18 protein-coding genes are annotated in these 19,667 nt (G+C 70.4%); 5 read left to right on the forward strand and 13 right to left on the reverse strand.

What is annotated here, in order from left to right; all coding sequences use genetic code 11:
- Window positions 1–106: 106 nt before the first annotated feature.
- Window positions 107–1,498, forward strand: coding sequence for an MFS transporter (locus YIM_RS12065; protein WP_153036932.1), 1,392 nt, complete (start codon window positions 107–109; stop codon window positions 1,496–1,498).
- Between the two features lie 349 nt (window positions 1,499–1,847).
- Window positions 1,848–2,978: a low temperature requirement protein A gene (locus YIM_RS12070; protein ID WP_153036933.1), complete on the forward strand. Its 1,131-nt coding sequence runs from the start codon at window positions 1,848–1,850 to the stop codon at window positions 2,976–2,978.
- A gap of 1 nt (window position 2,979) precedes the next feature.
- Here YIM_RS12070 and YIM_RS12075 read toward each other — a convergent pair whose 3' ends face one another.
- Entirely contained in the window at window positions 2,980–4,167 is a 1,188-nt protein-coding gene (locus tag YIM_RS12075; RefSeq protein ID WP_153030436.1) for an Ig-like domain-containing protein, read from the reverse strand.
- 66 nt (window positions 4,168–4,233) lie between these two features.
- The gene (locus YIM_RS12080; RefSeq protein ID WP_153030437.1) at window positions 4,234–5,103 is read right to left on the reverse strand and encodes a patatin-like phospholipase family protein; all 870 of its coding nucleotides are present in this window, start codon (window positions 5,101–5,103) and stop codon (window positions 4,234–4,236) included.
- A 143-nt stretch (window positions 5,104–5,246) separates the two neighbouring features.
- Between YIM_RS12080 and YIM_RS12085 the strand changes: the two genes are divergently transcribed.
- On the forward strand, window positions 5,247–7,193 hold the full coding sequence (locus YIM_RS12085) for an acyl-CoA dehydrogenase family protein (RefSeq protein WP_153030438.1): 1,947 nt from the start codon (window positions 5,247–5,249) through the stop codon (window positions 7,191–7,193).
- Here YIM_RS12085 and YIM_RS12090 read toward each other — a convergent pair.
- The 5 genes from YIM_RS12090 to YIM_RS12110 all read right to left on the reverse strand — a co-directional run bounded on the left by YIM_RS12090 (window position 7,178) and on the right by YIM_RS12110 (window position 12,117).
- A complete protein-coding gene (locus YIM_RS12090; protein WP_153030439.1) occupies window positions 7,178–8,701 on the reverse strand; it encodes an alpha/beta hydrolase in 1,524 nt (507 codons plus the stop codon). The two genes, YIM_RS12085 and YIM_RS12090, sit on opposite strands and share 16 nt — an antisense overlap.
- A gap of 137 nt (window positions 8,702–8,838) precedes the next feature.
- Window positions 8,839–9,513, reverse strand: coding sequence for a DedA family protein (locus YIM_RS12095; protein WP_153030440.1), 675 nt, complete (start codon window positions 9,511–9,513; stop codon window positions 8,839–8,841).
- 123 nt (window positions 9,514–9,636) lie between these two features.
- Window positions 9,637–10,638: a lipoyl synthase gene (gene lipA, locus YIM_RS12100; protein ID WP_153030441.1), complete on the reverse strand. Its 1,002-nt coding sequence runs from the start codon at window positions 10,636–10,638 to the stop codon at window positions 9,637–9,639.
- Window positions 10,639–10,674: 36 nt separating this feature from the next.
- Window positions 10,675–11,631, reverse strand: a complete 957-nt coding sequence (locus YIM_RS12105) for an oxidoreductase (RefSeq protein ID WP_153030442.1) — start codon at window positions 11,629–11,631, stop codon at window positions 10,675–10,677.
- Window positions 11,632–11,640: 9 nt separating this feature from the next.
- Window positions 11,641–12,117, reverse strand: a complete 477-nt coding sequence (locus YIM_RS12110; RefSeq protein WP_153030443.1) for a hypothetical protein — start codon at window positions 12,115–12,117, stop codon at window positions 11,641–11,643.
- A gap of 144 nt (window positions 12,118–12,261) precedes the next feature.
- Here YIM_RS12110 and YIM_RS12115 point away from each other — a divergent pair, with 144 nt between their 5' ends.
- Window positions 12,262–12,864, forward strand: a complete 603-nt coding sequence (locus tag YIM_RS12115; protein ID WP_153030444.1) for a TetR/AcrR family transcriptional regulator — start codon at window positions 12,262–12,264, stop codon at window positions 12,862–12,864.
- Window positions 12,865–12,875: 11 nt separating this feature from the next.
- Entirely contained in the window at window positions 12,876–13,811 is a 936-nt protein-coding gene (locus tag YIM_RS12120; protein WP_153030445.1) for an LLM class F420-dependent oxidoreductase, read from the forward strand.
- Here YIM_RS12120 and lipB read toward each other — a convergent pair whose 3' ends face one another.
- The 6 genes from lipB to sucB form a co-directional block, all read right to left on the reverse strand.
- Entirely contained in the window at window positions 13,812–14,552 is a 741-nt protein-coding gene (gene lipB, locus YIM_RS12125) for a lipoyl(octanoyl) transferase LipB (RefSeq protein ID WP_370468977.1), read from the reverse strand.
- Between the two features lie 10 nt (window positions 14,553–14,562).
- Entirely contained in the window at window positions 14,563–15,216 is a 654-nt protein-coding gene (locus YIM_RS12130) for a phosphatase PAP2 family protein (protein ID WP_153030447.1), read from the reverse strand.
- Window positions 15,213–16,097 (reverse strand): TIGR01777 family oxidoreductase, encoded by an 885-nt coding sequence (locus tag YIM_RS12135; RefSeq protein WP_153030448.1) that lies wholly within the window; start codon window positions 16,095–16,097, stop codon window positions 15,213–15,215. The genes YIM_RS12130 and YIM_RS12135 overlap by 4 nt, the downstream gene beginning before the upstream one ends.
- A 20-nt stretch (window positions 16,098–16,117) precedes the next feature.
- Window positions 16,118–16,585 carry a helix-turn-helix transcriptional regulator gene (locus YIM_RS12140; protein WP_153030449.1) on the reverse strand — a complete coding sequence of 156 codons (468 nt, stop codon included), beginning with the start codon at window positions 16,583–16,585 and terminating at the stop codon, window positions 16,118–16,120.
- 16 nt (window positions 16,586–16,601) lie between these two features.
- A complete protein-coding gene (locus YIM_RS12145; protein ID WP_153030450.1) occupies window positions 16,602–17,666 on the reverse strand; it encodes a serine hydrolase in 1,065 nt (354 codons plus the stop codon).
- Between the two features lie 121 nt (window positions 17,667–17,787).
- On the reverse strand, window positions 17,788–19,617 hold the full coding sequence (gene sucB / locus YIM_RS12150) for a 2-oxoglutarate dehydrogenase, E2 component, dihydrolipoamide succinyltransferase (protein WP_153030451.1): 1,830 nt from the start codon (window positions 19,615–19,617) through the stop codon (window positions 17,788–17,790).
- Between the last annotated feature and the right edge of the window lie 50 nt (window positions 19,618–19,667).

The following is a 19,667-nucleotide window of genomic DNA, read 5'->3' on the forward strand; positions in this document are numbered from 1 at the left end:
TGATCCGCGCGACGATGGTTTGGTGAGCACAGCCGAGGCCAGTCAGCACGCCGAACCCGATCCCCGCCGCTGGAAGGCGCTCGCGGTGACCTTGACCGCGGGTTTCATGGTGTTGCTCGACGTCAGCATCGTGAACGTGGCCCTGCCGTCGATGCAGCGCGATCTCGGTGCGTCGGCGGGCGGCATGCAATGGGTGGTGTCCGGTTACGCGCTGACCTTCGGCCTGGTGCTGGTCGCCGGCGGCAGGCTCGGCGACGCGCTGGGCAGGCGGCGGATGTTCCTCTTCGCGCTCACCGGGTTCGTGCTGACCAGCGCGCTCGCCGGGGCCGCGCCGACCGAGGTGCTTTTGATCCTGGCCCGGCTGCTGCAGGGCGTGGCGGGCGGGCTGCTCACCCCGCAGAACACCGGCCTGATCCAGGAGTTGTTCGCCGGTCCGGAACGTGGGCGCGCGTTCGGCATGTTCGGCGCCACGGTCGGGCTGTCCACCGCGATCGGCCCGGTGCTGGGCGGGGTGATCCTGGCGGCGTTCGGTGATCCGGAGGGCTGGCGCTGGGTGTTCTTCGTGAACATCCCGATCGGGGCGCTGGCGCTGGTGCTCGCGGCCAAGCTGCTGCCGAAGTCGCCGCGGCGGGTGCGCGGCCTGAAGTCCGAACTGGACTTCGTCGGCGCGCTGCTGCTCGGGCTGGCGGTGGCGGGGGTGCTGTTCCCGGTGATGGAGGCCGAGCAGGGCGGGCTGGGCACGCTGTGGTGGATGTTCCCGGTCGCGGTGGTGCTCGGAGTCCTTTTTGTCTGGTGGGAGCGGCGGCTGGTGCGGCTGGAACGAGCGCCGCTGCTGGACGTCCGGCTGTTCACCACGGTGCGCGGGTTCACCAGCGGCGCCACCCTCGGCTCGGTCTACTTCTGCGCGTTCACCGGGATCTGGCTGGTGTTCGCGATGTTCTTCCAGCAGGGGCTGGGATACACGCCGCTGGAGTCGGGGCTCGCGGTGACGCCGTTCGCCGTCGGCTCGGCGGTTTCGTCGGTGGTGGCGGGCAGGCTGGTCGAGCGCTGGGGACGCAGGCTGACCGTGACCGGACTGTCCATGGTGGTGCTCGGCATGCTCGGTTCGGGGGCGGCGGTGCTGTTGTTCCCGGCGCACGCCGGGCTCGCGGTGGCGCTGCCGTTGCTGGTCGGCGGCCTCGGCGGCGGCATGGTGATCTCGCCGAACACCACGCTCACCCTGGAGTGCGTGCCGACCAGGATGGCCGGGGTGGCCGGGGGCGCGCTGCAGACCGGTCAGCGCATCGGGACGGCGATCGGCACGGCCATGCTCGCCTCGATCTTCCACGCCGTGGTCACCGGTTCGGGGAAGGACTATCCGGTGGCGCTGGCGGTGTCCATGGGCTGCGCGGCCGGGCTCACCGCGGTCGCGCTCGGACTGGGGGTGTTCGAGCTGCGACGGCGGCGCGTCGCAGTCGGGGAGAAGCCGAGCGTATTCGTTGATAGTCCATCCGGGTGACACGCCGGTCAGCTAATGGCGCTACGCAGAGCAACTGTGGAAGGCTCTGACCACCTTCGTGAGGGGGATATCAGCTACCCACGGTGGTGAATCCGGTCAGGCTCCTGTGCCGGATCAGCTCCCGGACGCGCATCCGGGAGCCGCTTCCAGGCGCACGTCGCCGACGGCCGCGGGGGATCGCACGGTGGTCACTGGGAGCGTCGCCACCACATCGGGTAGCGCGCGCGGAGGACTCGCTGGGGTGAGCTCGGGATGGGGAGAACCCGGGCTCACTCCAGTACGATCTGCGGCCGTGAGCACGGAGGAACGGCAGCGCCCGCACAACCGCGTCAGGGTCTGGCACCGGCCGATGCGGGCCAGGGACACCCACGAGCCCCACCGCGTCGCGACCCCGCTGGAACTGCTCTTCGACCTCTGCTTCGTGGTGGCCGTCGCGCAGGCCGCGGTCGGGTTGCACCACGGGCTCGCGGAGAACCACATCGGCGAAGGCGTGCTGAGCTTCCTGATGGTGTTCTTCGCCATCTGGTGGGCGTGGATGAACTTCACCTGGTTCGCCTCCGCCTTCGACACCGACGACGGGCCGTACCGGCTGACCACGCTGGTGCAGATCGCCGGCAGCCTGGTTGTCGCTGCCGGGGTCTCGCGTGCCTTCGAGGGCGAGTTCGACGTGGTGGTCGGCGGCTACGTGGTGATGCGGCTGGCCATGGTGGCCCAGTGGCTGCGCGCGGCACGGTCCGATGTGGACTGCCGTCCGACGTCGTTGCGCTACGCGGCGGGCATCGTGGTCGCGCAGGCCGGCTGGGTGCTCTGGCTGTTCGTTCCCGACGGACTGCAACTGCCCGCGTTCGTGGTGCTGATGCTGGTCGAGGTGGCCACGCCGGTCTGGGCGGAACGCGCGCACGGCACCAACTACCACCGCCACCACATCGCCGAGCGGTACGGGCTGTTCACCATCATCGTGCTCGGCGAGACGATCCTCAGTTCCACCAACGCTTTCCGCGAGGCCATCGCCGAAGGGCACGTGGCCGACCTGGTGTCACTGGCGGTGGCCGCGCTGGTGATCGTGTTCTCCCTTTGGTGGCTCTACTTCGACCAGCCGGGCCATCTGCGGCTGACCACCCTTCGGGCCTCGCTCACCTGGGGCTACGGGCACTACGTGATCTTCGCTTCGCTGGCCGCGCTGGGCGCCGGGATCGAGGTGGCCGTCGACTACGACACGCACACCGCGCACATCGGCGGGGTGCCGACCGCGCTGGCCACCACGATCCCGGTGGCGCTGTTCCTGCTCAGCGTGTGGTTGCTGCACGTGGGGCCGTCGAACGAGTGCCGCCCGATCGCGATCGGCTTCCCGGTGGCGGCCGTGCTGGTGCTGGCCTGCACCTTCAGCCCGGCGCCGATCCACTTCGCCGCCGCTGTCTGCGCGCTGCTGGTGCTGACCGTGGTGCTGGCCACGCGCGGACATCCGGTGGAGGAGCATTGATTCAGCGGAGTGCGCTGCCCGCCACCCACTGGTCCCACGGCACCGACCAGTCGCCGTAGAGGTCCCACACCGGTAGCTGCGGGCCGCCGGAGTTCGTCACTTCGACCACATCGCCGAGGCCGAGGTTGTCGAAGAACCACTTGGCGTTCTCGGCGTTGAGATTGATGCAGCCGTGTGAGACGTTCGAGCTGCCCTGCTGGCCGACGCTGTTCGGGTTCTCGTGCACGAACTCGCCGTCGTTCGAGATGCGCAGCGACCACTTCTCCTGCGTCCGGTAGTAACCGGGCGAGCCCTGGCAGACGCCGTAGGTGCACGAGTCCATCGTGTAGCTGTCGTGCTTTTCCGAGATGACGTGCGCGCCGAGATGGGTCGGGGTGGCGTCCTTGCCCATCGAGATCGGCATGGTCTTCACCAGCGCTCCACTGTGGAATATCTGCATCTGCTCGGTGTTGCCGTCCGCCTTGGCCACCCAGGAATCGTGCACCTTGTAGGTTTCCTCGCGGTCCTGCGCGCCGTAGACCCCGCCGCCGAAATCGACGCCGTACACCTTGGCCGCCACCTTCAGCGTGGTGCCCGGCTGCCAGTACTCCTTGGGCCGGTAGTGCACGTTCTTGTCGTCGATCCAGTACCAGCCGCCCTCCTGCGCCGGTTCGGAGACCACCGAGAGCGACTTCTCCACGGTGGCCTTCGCGGCGTCGCCCTTCACCGGCTGGCTGAACTGGAACACGATCGGCTGCCCGACGCCGATCCCGCCCTGCGCCACCGCGCCGGGCGCCGGGATCAGGTTCGGCTCGGCCTGCTGCTTCGGCGTCAGGGTGCTGATCTTCGCCTGCTGCTCGATCGGTTTTCCTTGCCGGTCAACGGCTTTCGCGGTGATCGTGTAGCTGGCGCCGTACCCGAGCGGTTCGGCCGATGTCCAGCTGGCGCGGTCCGGTGCCAGCGTGCCCTTGACCTGCGTCCCCCGCTCGGTGTTCGCCACCACCACCTCGGTCAGCCCCGCGTTCTCGGTGTGCACGGTGACCGGGGTGACCGGGCTGAGGTCCTGCCCGCCCGCCGGCTCGATGCGCACGACCGGCGGCGCCGGTTCCGGGGTGCCCGCGGTGGTGCCGCCGGAATCGCTCGCCGAGCACGCGGAAAGCAGCAGCAACGCGGCCAGCGGAAGCAAGAGTAAAGACTTCTTGGATGGCATTTGATCTCTTTTTTAAGAATTGACGCGGTGGATTTCCCTCTGCGTCAAAAGTACCCGAGATCGCGGTCAAGGCGTGGCGAGGCCGGGCACCCCGTAAAGCCCGGGACCGTTCACGGAAAGGCCTTCGAGGTGCTTTTTGGCCGTTTCGTACGCGAGTGCGGTGAATTCGCGGGTGCGCCGGAAGTCGAGCGGGCTCACCCGCACGGGTGGCGGGCCGGGCAGGTAGACCACCGGCACCTCGGCCGCGGCCAGGGGCGCCTCCAGCACCGCCTGGTTCCGCATGCTGATCATCGCGGTGAACATCACCACTTCGGCCAGCGTCTGCGGCCGCGCGGGCAGCTGGCCCGGGAACGCGCAGTCGAGCACGACGAGCGACTTCGCGCCCATCGAGATCGCTTGGCGCATCGGCACGTTGGCCACCAGGCCGCCGTCGTAGAGCAGCCTGCCCTCGTGCTCGACCGGCGGGTAGATGCCCGGAATGGCGCAGCTGGCCAGCAACGCGGGCCGCAGCTCGCCCGAGCGGATGAGCCGCGGCTCGGCCGTCTCCACGTCCGTGGTCACCACGCCCAGCGGCAGCGCGAGGTCTTCGAAGGTGGTGCCGTCACCGAGGTACTCGTCGATGATCGCGGCCAGGCCGGTGTTCGGGAAGAGGTTGGTCCCGCTGGTCCGCAGCGTGCGGACCTGGCTGAACACCCCGCCGGGAAAGGCCTCGTGCCGGGTCATCCTGGTCCAGATGTGCTCCAGCCGTTCGGCCTGGTCGTCCCCCTTGAGGGCGAGCACCGCGCTGTTGAGCGAACCGACCGAGGTGCCCACCACCAGGTCGGGACGGTAGCCCGCTTCGGTGACCGCCCGCAGCATGCCGACCTGCATCGCGCCAAGGCTGCCGCCGCCCCCGAGCACAAACGCGAGCGGGCGCGGGAGTTCCGCCGTGGTCATCCGCTTCACCTCCAGATCCGGTCGAACTCTTCAGTAACGTAGCCCGCCTGCCGGTTTCCCTTTCGCTACTGATGGGTAACACTGATCACAGTTTCCGGAACGGACTTGACGGGACTCGTCGATTCGAGGAAGGGGAGGCTGTCGTGGCCGACCAGCCGAAGGTGACGGAGAAGGAAGCCCGCGCGGTGGCCGAGGAGGCGAGGGAGAGCGGCTGGCAGAAACCCTCCTTCGCCAAGGAGCTGTTCCTCGGCCGGTTCCGCCTCGACCTGGTGCACCCGCACCCGCTGCCGTCCGCCGAGGACGAGGCGAAGGCGGACCGGTTCCTCACCCAGCTCCGCGCCTACTGCGAGACCCTCGACGGCACCGTCATCGAGCGCGAGTCCCGCATCCCGGACGAGTTCGTCAAGGGCTTCGCCGAGCTGGGCTGCTTCGGCATCAAGATCCCCGAGGCCTACGGCGGCCTCGGGCTGACCCAGTTCGCCTACAACCGCGCGCTGATGCTGGCCGCCTCGGTGCACCCGACGATCGGCGCGCTGCTGTCCGCGCACCAGTCCATCGGCGTGCCCGAACCGCTCAAGCTGGCCGGGACCGACGAGCAGAAGAAGCGCTTCCTGCCCCGGTGCGCGAAGGGTGCGGTCACCGCCTTCCTGCTCACCGAGCCCGACGTCGGCTCGGACCCGGCGCGCCTGGCCACCGCCGCGGTGCCGGTCGACGGCGGCGAGGCGTACGAACTCGACGGGGTGAAGCTGTGGACCACCAACGGGGTGGTCGCCGAACTCGTCGTGGTGATGGCCCGCGTGCCCAAGAGCGAAGGACATCGCGGCGGGGTCACCGCGTTCATCGTCGAGGCCGACTCGCCCGGCATCACCGTCGAGCACCGCAACGCGTTCATGGGCCTGCGCGGTATCGAGAACGGGGTGACCCGGTTCCACAAGGTGCGCGTGCCGAAGGAGAACATGGTCGGCCGTGAGGGCGACGGGCTCAAGATCGCGCTGACCACGCTGAACACCGGGCGCCTGTCCATTCCGGCGATGTGCGCGGGCGCGGCGAAGTGGTGCCTGAAGATCGCGCGCGAATGGTCGGGCGAGCGGGTCCAGTGGGGCAAGCCGGTCGGTGAGCACGGCGCGGTGGCGAACAAGATCTCCTACATCGCGGCGACCTCGTACGCGTTGGAGGCCGTGCTCGACCTGTCCGGGCACATGAGCGACGAGGGGCGCAACGACATCCGGATCGAGGCGGCGCTGGCGAAGCTGTGGGCCAGCGAGGTGTCCTGCCTGATCGCCGACGAACTGATGCAGATCCGCGGTGGCCGCGGTTACGAGACGGCCGAATCGCTGGCCGCGCGCGGGGAGCGGGCGGTGCCGGTCGAGCAGTTGGTCCGCGACCTGCGGATCAACCGGATCTTCGAGGGCTCCTCGGAGATCATGCGACTGCTGATCGCGCGGGAAGCGGTCGACTCGCACCTCACCGCGGCGGGTGATCTCGCCGATCCGGACGCCGACGTGAAGGCCAAGGCGAAGGCCGCCGCGAAGGCCAGTGGGTTTTACGCGAAGTGGCTGCCGAAACTGGTCGCGGGCAAGGGGCAGGTGCCGACCTCGTACCCCGAGTTCGGTGCGCTGGCCGGGCACCTGCGTTACGTCGAGCGGACCGCGCGCAAGCTCGCGCGGTCGACCTTCTACGGCATGGCGCGCTGGCAGGCCGGGCTGGAGAAGCGGCAGGGCTTCCTCGGGCGGATCGTCGACATCGGTGCCGAGTTGTTCGCGATGTCGGCGGCCTGCGTGCGCGCGGAGATGCAGCGCGGGATCAACCGCGAAGAGGGCGAAGCGGCCTACGAACTCGCCGACGCCTTCTGCCGCCAGGCGCGGTTGCGAGTCGATGCGCTGTTCGGCGCGTTGTGGGACAACACCGACGACGTCGACCACCGGATCGCCGGGCACACGCTGAAGGGCCGGTACACCTGGCTCGAGCAAGGCGTGCTCGACCCGAGCGAGGGCACCGGCCCCTGGATCACCGACTGGCAGGCAGGCGCGTCCACCAAGGAAAACGTGGCACGCCGCTACTTGCCAAAGACAACTCAGAATGGGAACTGACCGGCGCGCAGGTCGCGGACCAGTTCGTCGCGTTGCGGGCCGGAGGCCACCCTGGCGTCCGGGACCGCGGTTTCCGGGCCGCAGAAGACGTCCTTTTCGGGCAGGGTGCCGTGCACCAGGAACGACGTGGCGGCGTTGGAACCGCACGCGTTCTGCGTGGTCAGGTAGGTGCCGTGGCCGCCCTGGTCGGCGAGGACCAGGCGGGCGCGGTCGCCGAGCGACTTGCGCATGGCCAGCGCGCCGGGCAGCGGCGTGGCCGGGTCGCGCAGGTTCTGCAGGAGCAGAATCGGCGGCTGGCCGCGGTCGGCCACCTCGACCGGTTGCTCCGGCTGGTGCGCCCAGAAGGCACACGGCCAGACGTTGGACGGCATGCCACCGGTGATCGGGTAGAGCTTGCGGTCGCGGTCGACCTCGCGCTGGTACAGCTTCGGTTCATGCGGCCAGTCCGACTCGTTGCAGGCGATCGACCAGAGCGTGGCGGGAAAGGACTGCGACTGGTCGGGCAGCTGACGGGCTTCGGCGGCCCGGGCGGGATCGTTCAGCTTGGCCGCCTGCCACAGCTTCGCCAGTGAGGGAAAGCTCTCGTCGCCGTACAGCGAGCCACGGGTTTCGGCGCGGAGATCGTTGCCGGACATGGGTTTTCCACTCGTGGCCAGCGGGGTGGCGTCGAGCTTGGCGACCAGGGTGAAGTACGTCTCGCGGACCGCCTCCGGGGTTTCGCCGAGTTCGTAGGTGCCGTGCCGGGCGGCGGCCCAGCCGGCGAAGTCCTCGAAGCGTTCCTCGTTGGCCAGGCCCCAGAGCTGCCAGACGCGGCGCCACACGTCCGTCGGATCGACCACCGCGTCGAGCACCACGCGGTCGCTGCGATCCGGGAAGAGCGTGGTGTAGACGGCGCCGAGATAGGAGCCGTAGCTGCCGCCGAAGTAGGAGATCTTCTCCTCACCGAGCGCGGCGCGGATGCGGTCCATGTCGCGGGCGGTGTTGGCGGTGGTGACGTGCGGGATGTCGACGCTGGTGGCGCACTGCTTCGCCACCTGCTCCGCGTACGCGAGGTTCTCGGTGATCGAGCCGTCGGCCGCGGGGTAGGGGATGAGCTTGGTGCCGACCTGCTGCTCGGGGGTGAGTTCGCAGGAGACCGGGGTGCTGGCGCCGGTGCCGCGCGGGTCGAAGCCGATCAGGTCGTACTGGTCGGTCACCCCGCGCGGCGCGAGCCCGCCGACCGCCTGCGGCATGGCGCGCCCGCTCGAGCCGGGGCCGCCGGGATTGAGCAGCAGCACGCCCCGCTTGTTCGGGCTGGTCGCCTTGAGCCGCGAGATGGCGATCTTGATCTGGGGCCCGTCGGGCACGTCGTAGTCCTGGGGCACGGTGATCTCGGCGCATTCGAGCTTGCCGCCGAACCCGTCGGGACAGGGCGCCCAGGCCGGCGCCTGCTGGGCGACCGCGGGCAATCCCGCCGTGGCGATGGTGGCGAGCGCCAGTATCGCCAGCCCTGTCCTCGTTCCGCGCATGCTGCCTCCAGACGGCCTCGGTTGCTGGGAACCACCCAACTACCGCCGTCGCGGCAACGCATCCCCCTCCAGCTCAGCCCACCCGTTCGAGTCCCACACTCAGCCACCCGAGTCGCCGAGTGCGGGACTCCCCGGAGTCACGGCTGGGCGGGCTCGGTTTCGGGAGTGGGGTCCGTCTTCGGGGCGCCCGCGGCTTCCTTGGCCTTGTCGCGCTTACGCTTGTACAGCACGAAGCCGACAAAGGCGGCGGCGATCAGGGCCAGCACGATCCAGCTGCCCTTGCCCACCGCGGACTCCAGCTGCTCGGCGGCTTCACCGGCGGCGGCGCCGATGCCGATGTGCAGGGCGCACCAGGCCGTCGCGCCGACCACCACCGGCGGCAGGAACTTCCGGAACGGCAGGCCGGAGGCGCCAGCCGCGGCCGGGACCAGTGTTCGCATCACCGGCAGGAAGATCGCGATCAGCACCGCCCAGGAACCCTTGCGGCGCAAGAAGTCACACGCCTTGTCCCAACCGTCGGCGCCGTACTTCTTGACCAGTTTCGTCTGCCGCAGCCGGGGGCCGAACTTCTTGCCGATCAGGTAACCGACCGAATCGCCGCCGATCGCGCAGACCGTGGTGACCAGCCACATCAGCAGGAACTTCGGCGTGTTGTCCACGGTGGTGCCGAGAATGAACAGGCCGGACTCACCCGGCGCGATGAAGCCGAGGCCGAGGGTGGTCTCCCCGAACACCAGCAGGCCGGCTCCGGCGGTCACGCCGGCGGGCGGCAGCGCCCGCAGCCAGTCGAGAATGTCGGTCACCAGTGCCACGTGAAGTCCCCTCAGGTCAGTGAATCGGGCGAATCGCCGTTCAGGCTAGTGCCGACCCTAACCATCGGTCGTCAGTCTCAGGTCAGGGGATTTCACCTACTTTGGTGGTACGTGCCCCTACTACTAACGGTTCAGCAGGCTGGTGGCCTCCTGTGCGGCGGGACCCTGAGCGGCCAGGTGGGCCAGGTTCTCCGGCAACTCCTCACCGCGGTGGGCCTTGGTCTGCGCGTACAACCGCCCGGCCCGGTACGACGACCGCACCAGCGGCCCGGCCATCACACCGGCGAACCCCATCGCCTCGGCGGCCCGCGAATGCTCGACGAACTCTTCGGGCTTGACCCACCGGTCCACCGGATGGTGCCGCGGAGAAGGCCGCAGATACTGGGTGATCGTGAGGATCTCGCAGCCCGCCTCGACCAGATCCCGCATCGCCGGGCCCACCTCGTCCGGGGTCTCGCCCATGCCCAGGATCAAGTTCGACTTGGTCACCAACCCGGCCTCACGGGCGGCGGTGATGACCTCCAGCGACCGGGCATACCGGAACCCGGGACGGATCCGCTTGAAAATCCGCGGCACCGTCTCCACGTTGTGCGCCAGCACCTCCGGCCGGGACCCGAACACCTCGGCCAGCTGAGCCGGGTCGGCGTTGAAGTCCGGGATCAACAACTCGACACCGGTACCCGGGTTCAGCGCGTGGATCTGGCGCACGGTTTCGGCATAGAGCCAGGCACCACCATCATCGAGGTCATCGCGGGCCACACCGGTCACGGTGGAGTAGCGCAGGCCCATCGCCTGCACACTCTCGGCCACCTTGCGCGGCTCCGACCGATCCAGCTCCGCCGGGCGGCCGGTGTCGATCTGACAGAAATCACAACGACGGGTGCACTGATCCCCGCCGATCAGGAACGTCGCCTCCCGATCCTCCCAGCACTCGTAAATGTTGGGACAACCCGCCTCTTCACACACGGTGTGCAGACCCTCCCGGCGCACCAAGCCCTTCAACTCGGTGAACTCCGGACCCATCCGCGCCCGCGTCTTGATCCACGACGGCTTCTTCTCGATCGGCGTCTGACTGTTACGAACCTCGAGCCGCAACAGCTTCCGACCCTCCGGGGCAGCACTCACGCAGACCAGCGTACGCCCGGACCAGGCCGCCGCCGATCAAGCCGGGTCGGGCGTGATCCCGGTCATTTCCGCGGTGAGCTGCCAGAGCCCGGCGCCGAGCGGCTCGTCCCGCGCGGGGCCGAGCGGGCGCACGCGAGTGGGGAAACCCCGCACCCCGGCGAAGCCGTCCGGGCCGTAGTACGCGCCGCCTTCCACCTCGGGCGCGGTGGCCGCGTACAGCTGCGGGAGGGTGCCCATGCGGGTGCTCTGCGCCATCAGCCGGTCGCTGAGCGCGCCACCCGCGCTGAAGACCGCCCGCAACGCCGCGTTGCGCTGTGAACTCGCCATGCCGGACGTGAGCCCCGAGCGCGTGTACCCGGGATGCGCGGCGACGCTGAGCACCGGTTCGCCCGCCGCGCGCAGCCGCCGGTCCAGCTCCAGCGCGAACACCTGGTTGGCCAGCTTCGACTGCCCGTAGGCCGGGTACGACAGGTAGCCCCGGGTCTCGAAGTTCGGATCGGCCAGATCGATCCGGCCGATTGCGGCGACCACGCTCGACACCGTCACCACCCGCGAGACACCCTCGGCGGCGCGCAACGCGGGCATCAGCAGCCAGGTCAGTGCGGCGTGCCCGACGTGGTTGGTCCCGAATTGCGTTTCAAGTCCGTCAACGGTGTGGCCCTTGGGCGGGGCCATCAAGCCGGCGTTGTTCAGCAGGACGTCGACCGAATCACCGGTGGTCTTGCGGATCTCCGCGGCGGCTTCACGCACCGAGGCCAGTGAGGCGAGGTCCAGCCGGACCAGCTCCGGCGCCGGGCCGGTGGCGACCTCGGCCACCTCGTCGAGCGCGCGCTGACCGCGTTCCGGCGACCGGCAGGCGAGCAGCACCCGCGCGCCCTTCTCCGCGAGCACCACCGCACTGCGCAGGCCGAGCCCGGAGTTGGCGCCGGTGATCACCACCGTGCGGCCGTCCTGCGCCGGGATGTCCGCCTCTGTCCACTTGGTCGAAGGCATGGCCCGAGACTATGCGCTCGGCGTGAGCAGGCGCCGCACCACACAGCCCGCGCGTGCCTTCGCCGGGCCGCCGAGCAGCAGGCTTTCCAGTGCGAGGCCGACCTTCGTCACCTGTTCGGCGGAGTCACCGGCCTCGGACAGCCCAGCCGCGTGGGCGAGCATCCGCAGCTCGGCCTCACGCACCGGGGCCGCTTCCGGGAACCGGCCGAGGTGGGCGTCGAGCACCGCGCGCAGGGTCGGCTGCGCCTCGGCGGCGGCCCGCCAGGCGCGGGTGACCGCGTCCAGCTCGTCCCCGTCGGTTTCGCACAGCTGGACCCGCAGGTGGCCGCCGAGGATCAGCGACCACTTGTACTGCAGGGCGAGCACCAGCTCGCGGTCGGAAGCGAACACCCCCGTGCGGGGCAGCGGCCCGGCGGGATCGCGTTTCGCCTGGCGCAGTGCGGCTTCGATGGCGTCGCGTCGGCGGTAGTAGTCGTGCCAGCTCATGGTTGGAGCCCCCTTGCCGTGAGCGGGGCCATACCGCAGGTTTGCGGCATACTCCCGGTACGGTCCTGACTGCCGGTACCGTACCACGGGTATGTTCCGTCGGATGTGTCGTAAGGTTGTGGCCGTGCTGACAAAGTGGTCGCTATGAGGTCCCGCCGGCTCGACTACTCGGAGTCGACCCGATCGGCACTGGTCACCAGCGCGGTGGAACTGTTCACCGAACGCGGTTACGCCGGCACCTCGCTCGACGAGATCGCCCGCCGCGCCCGGGTCACAAAAGGCGCGCTGTACCACCATTTCACCGGAAAGCAGGCATTGTTCGAAGCCGCTTTCGACGCGGTGGAAAACGAAGTGATCGACCGGCTGCGCCAGATCCGCAGTGGCCCCGAGCCGCCGTGGGACCGGGCGATCGACTGCCTGCGCACCTTTCTCAAGTGCTGCCTCGAACCGTCGTACCAGCGCGTGGTGGTGCACGAGGCGCCGGTGGTGATGGGCTGGGAGCGCTGGCGCCAGGCCGAGGAGCACTTCAGCTTCGGCCTGCTCCGCGACTGCATCGAGGAGCTGGTCGCCGCCGGTGAACTGGAGCAGGTGCCGGTGGACACCACCTCGAGGCTGCTGTTCGGCGCGTTGTCCTCGGCGGCCACGGTGATCGCCGGATCGGCGGATCCGGCCCAGGTCAGCGCCGAGGTGGAGGCCGTGGTGATCACCCTGCTGAGCCGGATCAGGGTGACCCCGGAGCACGCGTAGATTCGGTACCCGTGGAACTAAGGATCTTCACCGAGCCCCAGCAGGGGGCCAGCTACGACGACCAGCTGCGTGTCGCGAAGGCCGCCGAGGACCTCGGCTACGACGCGTTCTTCCGCTCCGACCACATCCTGAGGATGGGCTCGGCCACCGGGCTGCCGGGGCCCACCGACGCCTGGGTCACCCTCGGCGCGCTCGCCCGCGAGACCCGGCGCATCCGGCTCGGCACGCTGGTCACCGCCGCCACCTTCCGGCATCCGTCGATGCTGGCGATCGCGGTGGCGCAGGTGGACCAGATGTCCGGCGGTCGCGTCGAGTTCGGCCTCGGCTCCGGCTGGTACGACGCCGAGCACACCGCGTACGGCATCCCGATGCCCGCCATCAAGGAACGCTTCGACCTCTACAGCGAGCAGCTCGCCGTGCTCACCGGATTGTGGGAAACCCCGGAGGGGGAGACCTTCACCTTCGACGGGGAGCACTACCAGCTCAGCGAGGCGCCCGGCCTGCCGAAGCCGGCCCAGCGCCCGCGCCCGCCGGTGATCATCGGCGGCGGGGGCAAGAAGCGCACCCCGCAGCTCGCCGCGCGCTACGCCGACGAGTTCAACCTGCCCTTCACCGACGCCGACACCGCGCTCGCGCAGTTCCGGCGGGTGGAGGCGGCCGCCGCGGAGATCGGCCGCGACCCCAAGGAGATCGTGCGCTCGGCGGCCCAGGTGGTGGCGATCGGCCGCGACGAGGCCGAGTTCACCAAGCGGGCCGCAGCGATCGGGCGGGAGCCCGCCGAGGTCCGGCAGAACGGCATCGCCGGTACCACCGCCGAAGCCGTGGACAAGATCGGCACCTGGGCGGAGAAGACCGGGGTCACCCGGCTCTACCTGCAGGTGCTCGACCTGTCCGACCTGGACCACCTGGAGCTGATCAGCGCAGAGGTGGCGCGCCAGCTCGGCTGATCAGGAGTTCTGCAGCACGAAGGTGACACCGTCGGCGCTGGGGGTGGCCGGACGCGGCAGCCAGCGGTCCTCGCGGACCGGGAGGCCGCCCTCCAGCGCCGCCAGCACCGCGTCGCGCGCGGAGGCCAGCGCCTCGGTGACGGTCACCTCGTGGCCCACCTCGAACGACAGCGAGGTGACCCCGGCGTCGCGGATGCCGCACGGCACGATCTTGTCGAACGCGCTCAGGTCGGGATTGCAGTTCAGCTCGAAGCCGTGCATGGTCACCCCGCGCTGCACGCGGATGCCGATCGCGGCGATCTTGCGCTCGGGGCCGCGGTCGTCGGCCGGGATCCACACCCCGCTGCGGCCCTCGACCCGGCCGGCGTGCACGCCGAAGCCCTCGCACACCGCGATCAGGCCCTCTTCCAGGCGCCGCACGTACTGCACCACGTCGATCGGGTCGGCCAGCTTCACGATCGGGTAGCCGACCAGCTGCCCCGGCCCGTGCCAGGTGATCTTCCCGCCGCGGTCCACGTCGATCACCGGGGTGCCGTCGACCGGCCGATCACCCGGTTCGGTGCGCTTGCCCGCGGTGTACACCGACGGGTGCTCCAGCAGGAACATGGTGTCGGGCCCCTCGCCGTCGGCGCGGGCCGTCGCGGTCGTGCGTTGCAGTTCCCACGCTTCGAGGTAGTCGATCGTGCCGAGCAGGCGGACGTCGACGGCTTCGCGGGTGGCGCGGCAGGAGGAGGTCGTCACGCCCGCCACGCTACGCCGCCGGACCCCGATCCGATAAGACGGGCAGCAGGCGCAGTGCCACCGCTGAGACCAGGCCCACACCGCCGACGGCGAGCACCGCGCCGAGGGTGTCGGTGAGCCAGTGCACGGTGAGCACCACCCGGCAGGCCGCGGCCACCACGGTCGCGGCCAGCGCCCAGACCGTCATCCGGCGCACCAGCCGGGGCGCCAGCCAGGCGCACAGCAGCACCGCGGCGAACCCGGTGCTGGCCACGGACACCACGTGCCCGCTCGGATAGCTCAGGTCGGCGTACTCGCGCGGGCGGTCGCGCTCGAACAGCGGCTTGAACACGAAGCTGGTCAGCCGGCACAGCACCAGCACCGCGGTCACCCGCACCAGCACGCTGCCGGTGGCGCGATCGCCGCGCCGGTAGTTCAGCACGGCGGCGAAGACCAGGCCGAGCCCGAGCGCCACCGGCAGCACCGGGCCGAACACGTGGCTCAGCGCCCCGGCCACCACGCCCGGCGCGTCCAGCCATTCGCCGTGCAATGCCCACAGCAGCGCCAGGTCCAGTCCCCACGGCCGATCGCGGACGGCCAGGCCCAGCACGGTGAACGCGAGCAGCAGGACCCCGCCGAACAGGCCCCACCGGACGCTGAGCGCGCGTCTCAATCCGGCGGTCATCGGGAAACGGCCGCGGCGAGCGCTTCGCCGACGGTCTTGTGCTCGAACTCGAACCCGGCGTCCTCCAGTGCCCGCGGCACGGCCCGCTGGCTCGCCAGCGCCATTTCTTCGGCGGCCTGGCCGATCGCCAGCTTCATCGCCGGCGCCGGGACCCACCACGGGGCGGGGCGATTGAGCACGCGGCCGAACTCACGGGTGAATTCGGCGTTGGTCACCGGCAGCGGTCCGCAGACGTTCACCGCGCCGGAGAGGTTCTCGTTGGCCAGTGCGAACAACACCGCGGAAATGTGGTCCGCTTCGGAGATCCACGGCATGTACTGCGAGCCGTCGCCGAGTTTTCCGCCCAGTGCCAAGGAGAACAGCGGCTTGAGCGGACCGAGCAGACCGCCTTCGCCGGAGAGCACCAGCCCGGTGCGCAACCGCACCACGCGGGCGCCGCCCGCCGCCTCCGCGGCGTTTTCCCAAGCGGCGCAGAGGTCCGCGAGGAAGCCCTCGCCGTTCGGCGCGGATTCGTCCAGCAGCGCGGCACCGGCGTCACCGTAGTAACCGACGGCGGAAGCGTTGAGCAGCACGGGAATCCCGTGCTCGGCGACCGCTTCGGCGAGCACCTCGGTCGGCTCGACGCGGCTGTCGAGAATGACCTGCTTGCGCGCGGCGCTCCAGCGGGCGGGCAGCAGCGGTGCCCCGCACAGGTTGACCACCGCGTCGGTGCCGTCGAACGCGCCGTCCCCGACCCGGCCGGCCGGCGGGTCCCAGCTGTACTCGTCGCCCTTGCGGGTCTCGCGGCGGACGAGCCGGACGACCTCGTGGCCGTCGGCGCGCAGCCGGGCGGTCAGTGCGTTGCCGAGCAGGCCGCTGGACCCGGCGATGAGAACTCGCATGCCGTCGATCCTGCCACCACTCAGCGCAACTGGCCCGCGATGTCGGCCGCCGCCGCGAGCAGGACCAGTGCCGGGATCGCCGCGCGCGGGTTGAGGCGGTAGCTGCCCCGCTTGTCCTGCTCGACGATGCCGGCGCCGGTCAGTGCCTTGAGGTGGTGGTAGAACTGCCCGGCCGAGCCCAGTTCGGCGGCTTCCTGCAGTGCCGCGCCCGGTTGCGAGCCGTGCTCGGCGAGGTGCCGGACGATCGCCGAGCGAGCGGGGTGCGCGAGCGCCGACAGCACCTCGATGCGCGGCTGGTCCGCCAGCGCCAGCACCCGCGAGGACGGCAGGGCGACCTGCCACTGCAGCTCACCCGGCCGGGTCAGCCGACCGGCGTAGGTGATCAGCCCGCCGTCGTCCTCGGGCGGGGGTTCCGGCTCATCGCGGTGCTCCAGTGCGGCCACCCGGCGTTCCAGCTCGGCGACCCGCTCGCTCAGCTCGGCGCTCATCACACCAGCATGCCGGTCAGCCGCCGAGCGCTCGTGCCAGCCCGTCGAACCCGGCCGGGGTGCTCAACGCGGCCAGCCCGGCTTCGAGGAAACCGCCGGGTGCGGCCGCCTGTTCGTCGCTGATCCCGGTCAGCAGCAGAGCCAGCGAGCCGATGCGGCCGTCGCGCCAGCGCACGCTCATGCCCGTGGTCAGGGTCTTCGGCAGGCTGCCGCCCTTGAAGCCGACCGCCACGGCTCCGTCTGGCACCTTGCTCGCGAACGCCACTTCCAGGTGGTCACGGGCGATCCCACCCGTGTGAGCGACTGCGCGGTGCATGCTCGCCAGCTGCTCCGCCGTGCCGCGTCCGGTGCCCCGCGTCCACGGCCACTGAGCGTCGCTCGTGGCGGGCGTGGACGGGATTCGGTGCGCCACTTCGGTGCGGAACGCCTCGCTGTGGATGAACTTCGCGGCGAGCCGGTCGCCGATCGCGCGGCGCTGCGCGGGAGTGCGCCCGGCCAGCTCCGGCAGGATCAGCTGGAGCGTTTCTCCTTGCAGCGACCGGATGTCCGGCCGCCACCAGCCGCCGGCCGCGCCCGCCCGGTGCAACGCGCCGTCGCCGAGGCGGTGGCGCAGGTAGTCAGGGGCGGCGTTGTCGCTGTACAGGATCATCGAGCGGACCAGGTCGTCCAGCGCCACCCGTTGCTCGGGGTCGTGCGCGATGCCGAATTCGTCACACGGGACGCCGAGCGCGAGCAGCGACTGCCGGTGCGCGCCGCCGTCGGACACCCACGGGTGCCGGATGTCCCAGTCGCCGACCCGGATCCGCTCGGCCGGGTCGAGCCTGCCTTCGGCCACCGCCTGCCCGTACGCGGCCGCGTGCACCACCTTCACCGTCGAGGCCAGCACCATCGGCACGTCGGCGCGGTGCCGGATCCGGCGCCCGGTGCCGTCGTCCACCGCGGCACCGACGTTGCCGCGGTGCGCGGCCAGCCAGTCCAGCCATTCGCCGGCCGGGGTGGCCGCGCGCGCCCGGGGTGGTGGCAGCAACGCCACGGACCCGGCGACGGCAACCGACGCGAGCAACTTCCGGCGGTTCAACATCGGACCCTCCCTCTAGAATTCCGTAATTCTAGAATATTGGAGAAGTCGACTCTGTCAACCGGCCCCGGACAGCAGAACGGGGCACCACCGCGCAGGTGGTGCCCCGTTTCGAGCCGGGTGCTTACAGCCCCAGTTCGTCCTCGAAGTTGCCTTCCTCGAGGCGCTGCTTGATCGTGGTGACGAACCGGCCCGCGTCCGCGCCGTCGATCAGGCGGTGGTCGTAGGTCAGCGGCAGGAACGCCATCGACCGCACGGCGATGGTGTCGTTGCCGTCGCTGTCGCTGATCACCACCGGCCGCTTCACCACCGCGCCGGTGCCGAGCATGCCCGACTGCGGCTGCACGATGATCGGCGTGTCGAACAGCGCGCCGTTGCTGCCGATGTTGGTCACCGTGAAGGTGCCACCGGTCAGCTCGTCCGGCTTGATCTTGTTGGTCCGCGCGCGGGCCGCCAGGTCGGCGATCTTGTGCGCGAGCCCGGCCAGGTTCAGCTCACCGGCGTCGTGGATGACCACCGACAGCAGGCCCTTTTCGGTGTCCACGGCGATCCCGAGGTGGACCGCACCGTGGTAGGTGATCTCCTTGGTCTCCTCGTTGTACGACGCGTTCACGTTCGGGTGCTGCTTGAGCGCCTCGACCGTGGCCTTGGCGAAGAACGGCAGGAAGGTGAGGTTGATGCCCTCGCGCTCCTTGAACGCCGCCTTCGCCCGCTGGCGCAGCCGGGCGATCTTGGTCACGTCGACCTCGTGGACCTGGGTCAGCTGCGCGGAGACCTGGAGCGATTCCTTGGTCTTGAGCGCGGTGATCTGCCGGATCCGGTTGGCCTTCTGCACGGTGCCGCGCAGCGCCGACTTGTCCTGACCGCCGGCGGCCGGGGCCGGGGCGGCGGGTGCCGGAGCCTGCGACTGAGCCGGGGCCGAAGGCGCGGCAGCGGCGGGCGCCGAGGCGGCCTGCTTCTGCTTCTCCTCGACCGCGGCCAGCACGTCCTGCTTGCGGATGCGGCCACCGACCCCGCTGCCGGTCAGCGACGCGAGGTCGATGCCGTTCTCCGAAGCCAGCTTGCGCACCAGCGGCGTGACGTACGGCGAGGAAGCGCCGTTGGTGTCGGCCGCGGGCTTGCTCGGAGCGGACTGCTGCTGGGGAGCCGCCTGCTTCGGGGCTTCCTGCTTCGGCGCCTCGTGCCGGGGCGCCGACTGCTGGGGCGCCTGCTGCTGCGGTGCCGACTGCTGGGGCGCCGACTGCTGCGGGACCGGCTCGGTCTTGGGCTCTTCCTTCGGCTGCGGCGCGGCCTCGGCCTTGGGGGCCGACTGCTGCTGCGGAGCGGCACCCGCGTCGCCGACCACGGCCAGCTGACCGCCGACCTCGACGGTCTCGTCCTCACCGACGCTGATCTCCAGCACGGTGCCCGCCACCGGCGACGGCACCTCGGTGTCCACCTTGTCGGTGGAGATCTCGAGCAGCGGCTCGTCCACCTCGACGGTGTCGCCGACCTGCTTGAGCCAGCGGGTGACGGTGCCCTCGGTGACGCTCTCGCCCAGCTCGGGCAGGGTCACCGGGGTGCCCTGCGCGGAACCGGATGGGGCGGGCTGCGCCGCCGGGGCCTCCTCGCGCCGCGGCTCGGGCTCCGGCTCGGGTTCGGGCTGCGACTCCTGGGCCGGAGCCTGTTCCTGTGCGGGGGCCGACTGCTCGGCGGGCGCGGACTCGCCGCCGCCGGAGCCGTCGTCGATCACCGCGAGCTCGCCGCCGACCTCGACGGTCTCGTCCTCGGCGGCCACGATGCGCTGCACGGTGCCCGCCACCGGGGAGGGCACCTCGGTGTCCACCTTGTCGGTGGAGATCTCGAGCAATGGCTCGTCGACCTCGACCCGGTCACCCTCCTGCTTGAGCCACCGGGTGACGGTGCCCTCCGTGACGCTCTCCCCGAGCTCCGGCAATGTGACGGAGTAGGCCATTTTCTGCTGACTCCCTTGATGAAATGGTTCTGGTGCGGTCTTTGGGTTGG

It is taken from the genome of Amycolatopsis sp. YIM 10, from assembly GCF_009429145.1.
In the GTDB taxonomy this organism is placed as follows: Bacteria; Actinomycetota; Actinomycetes; order Mycobacteriales; family Pseudonocardiaceae; genus Amycolatopsis.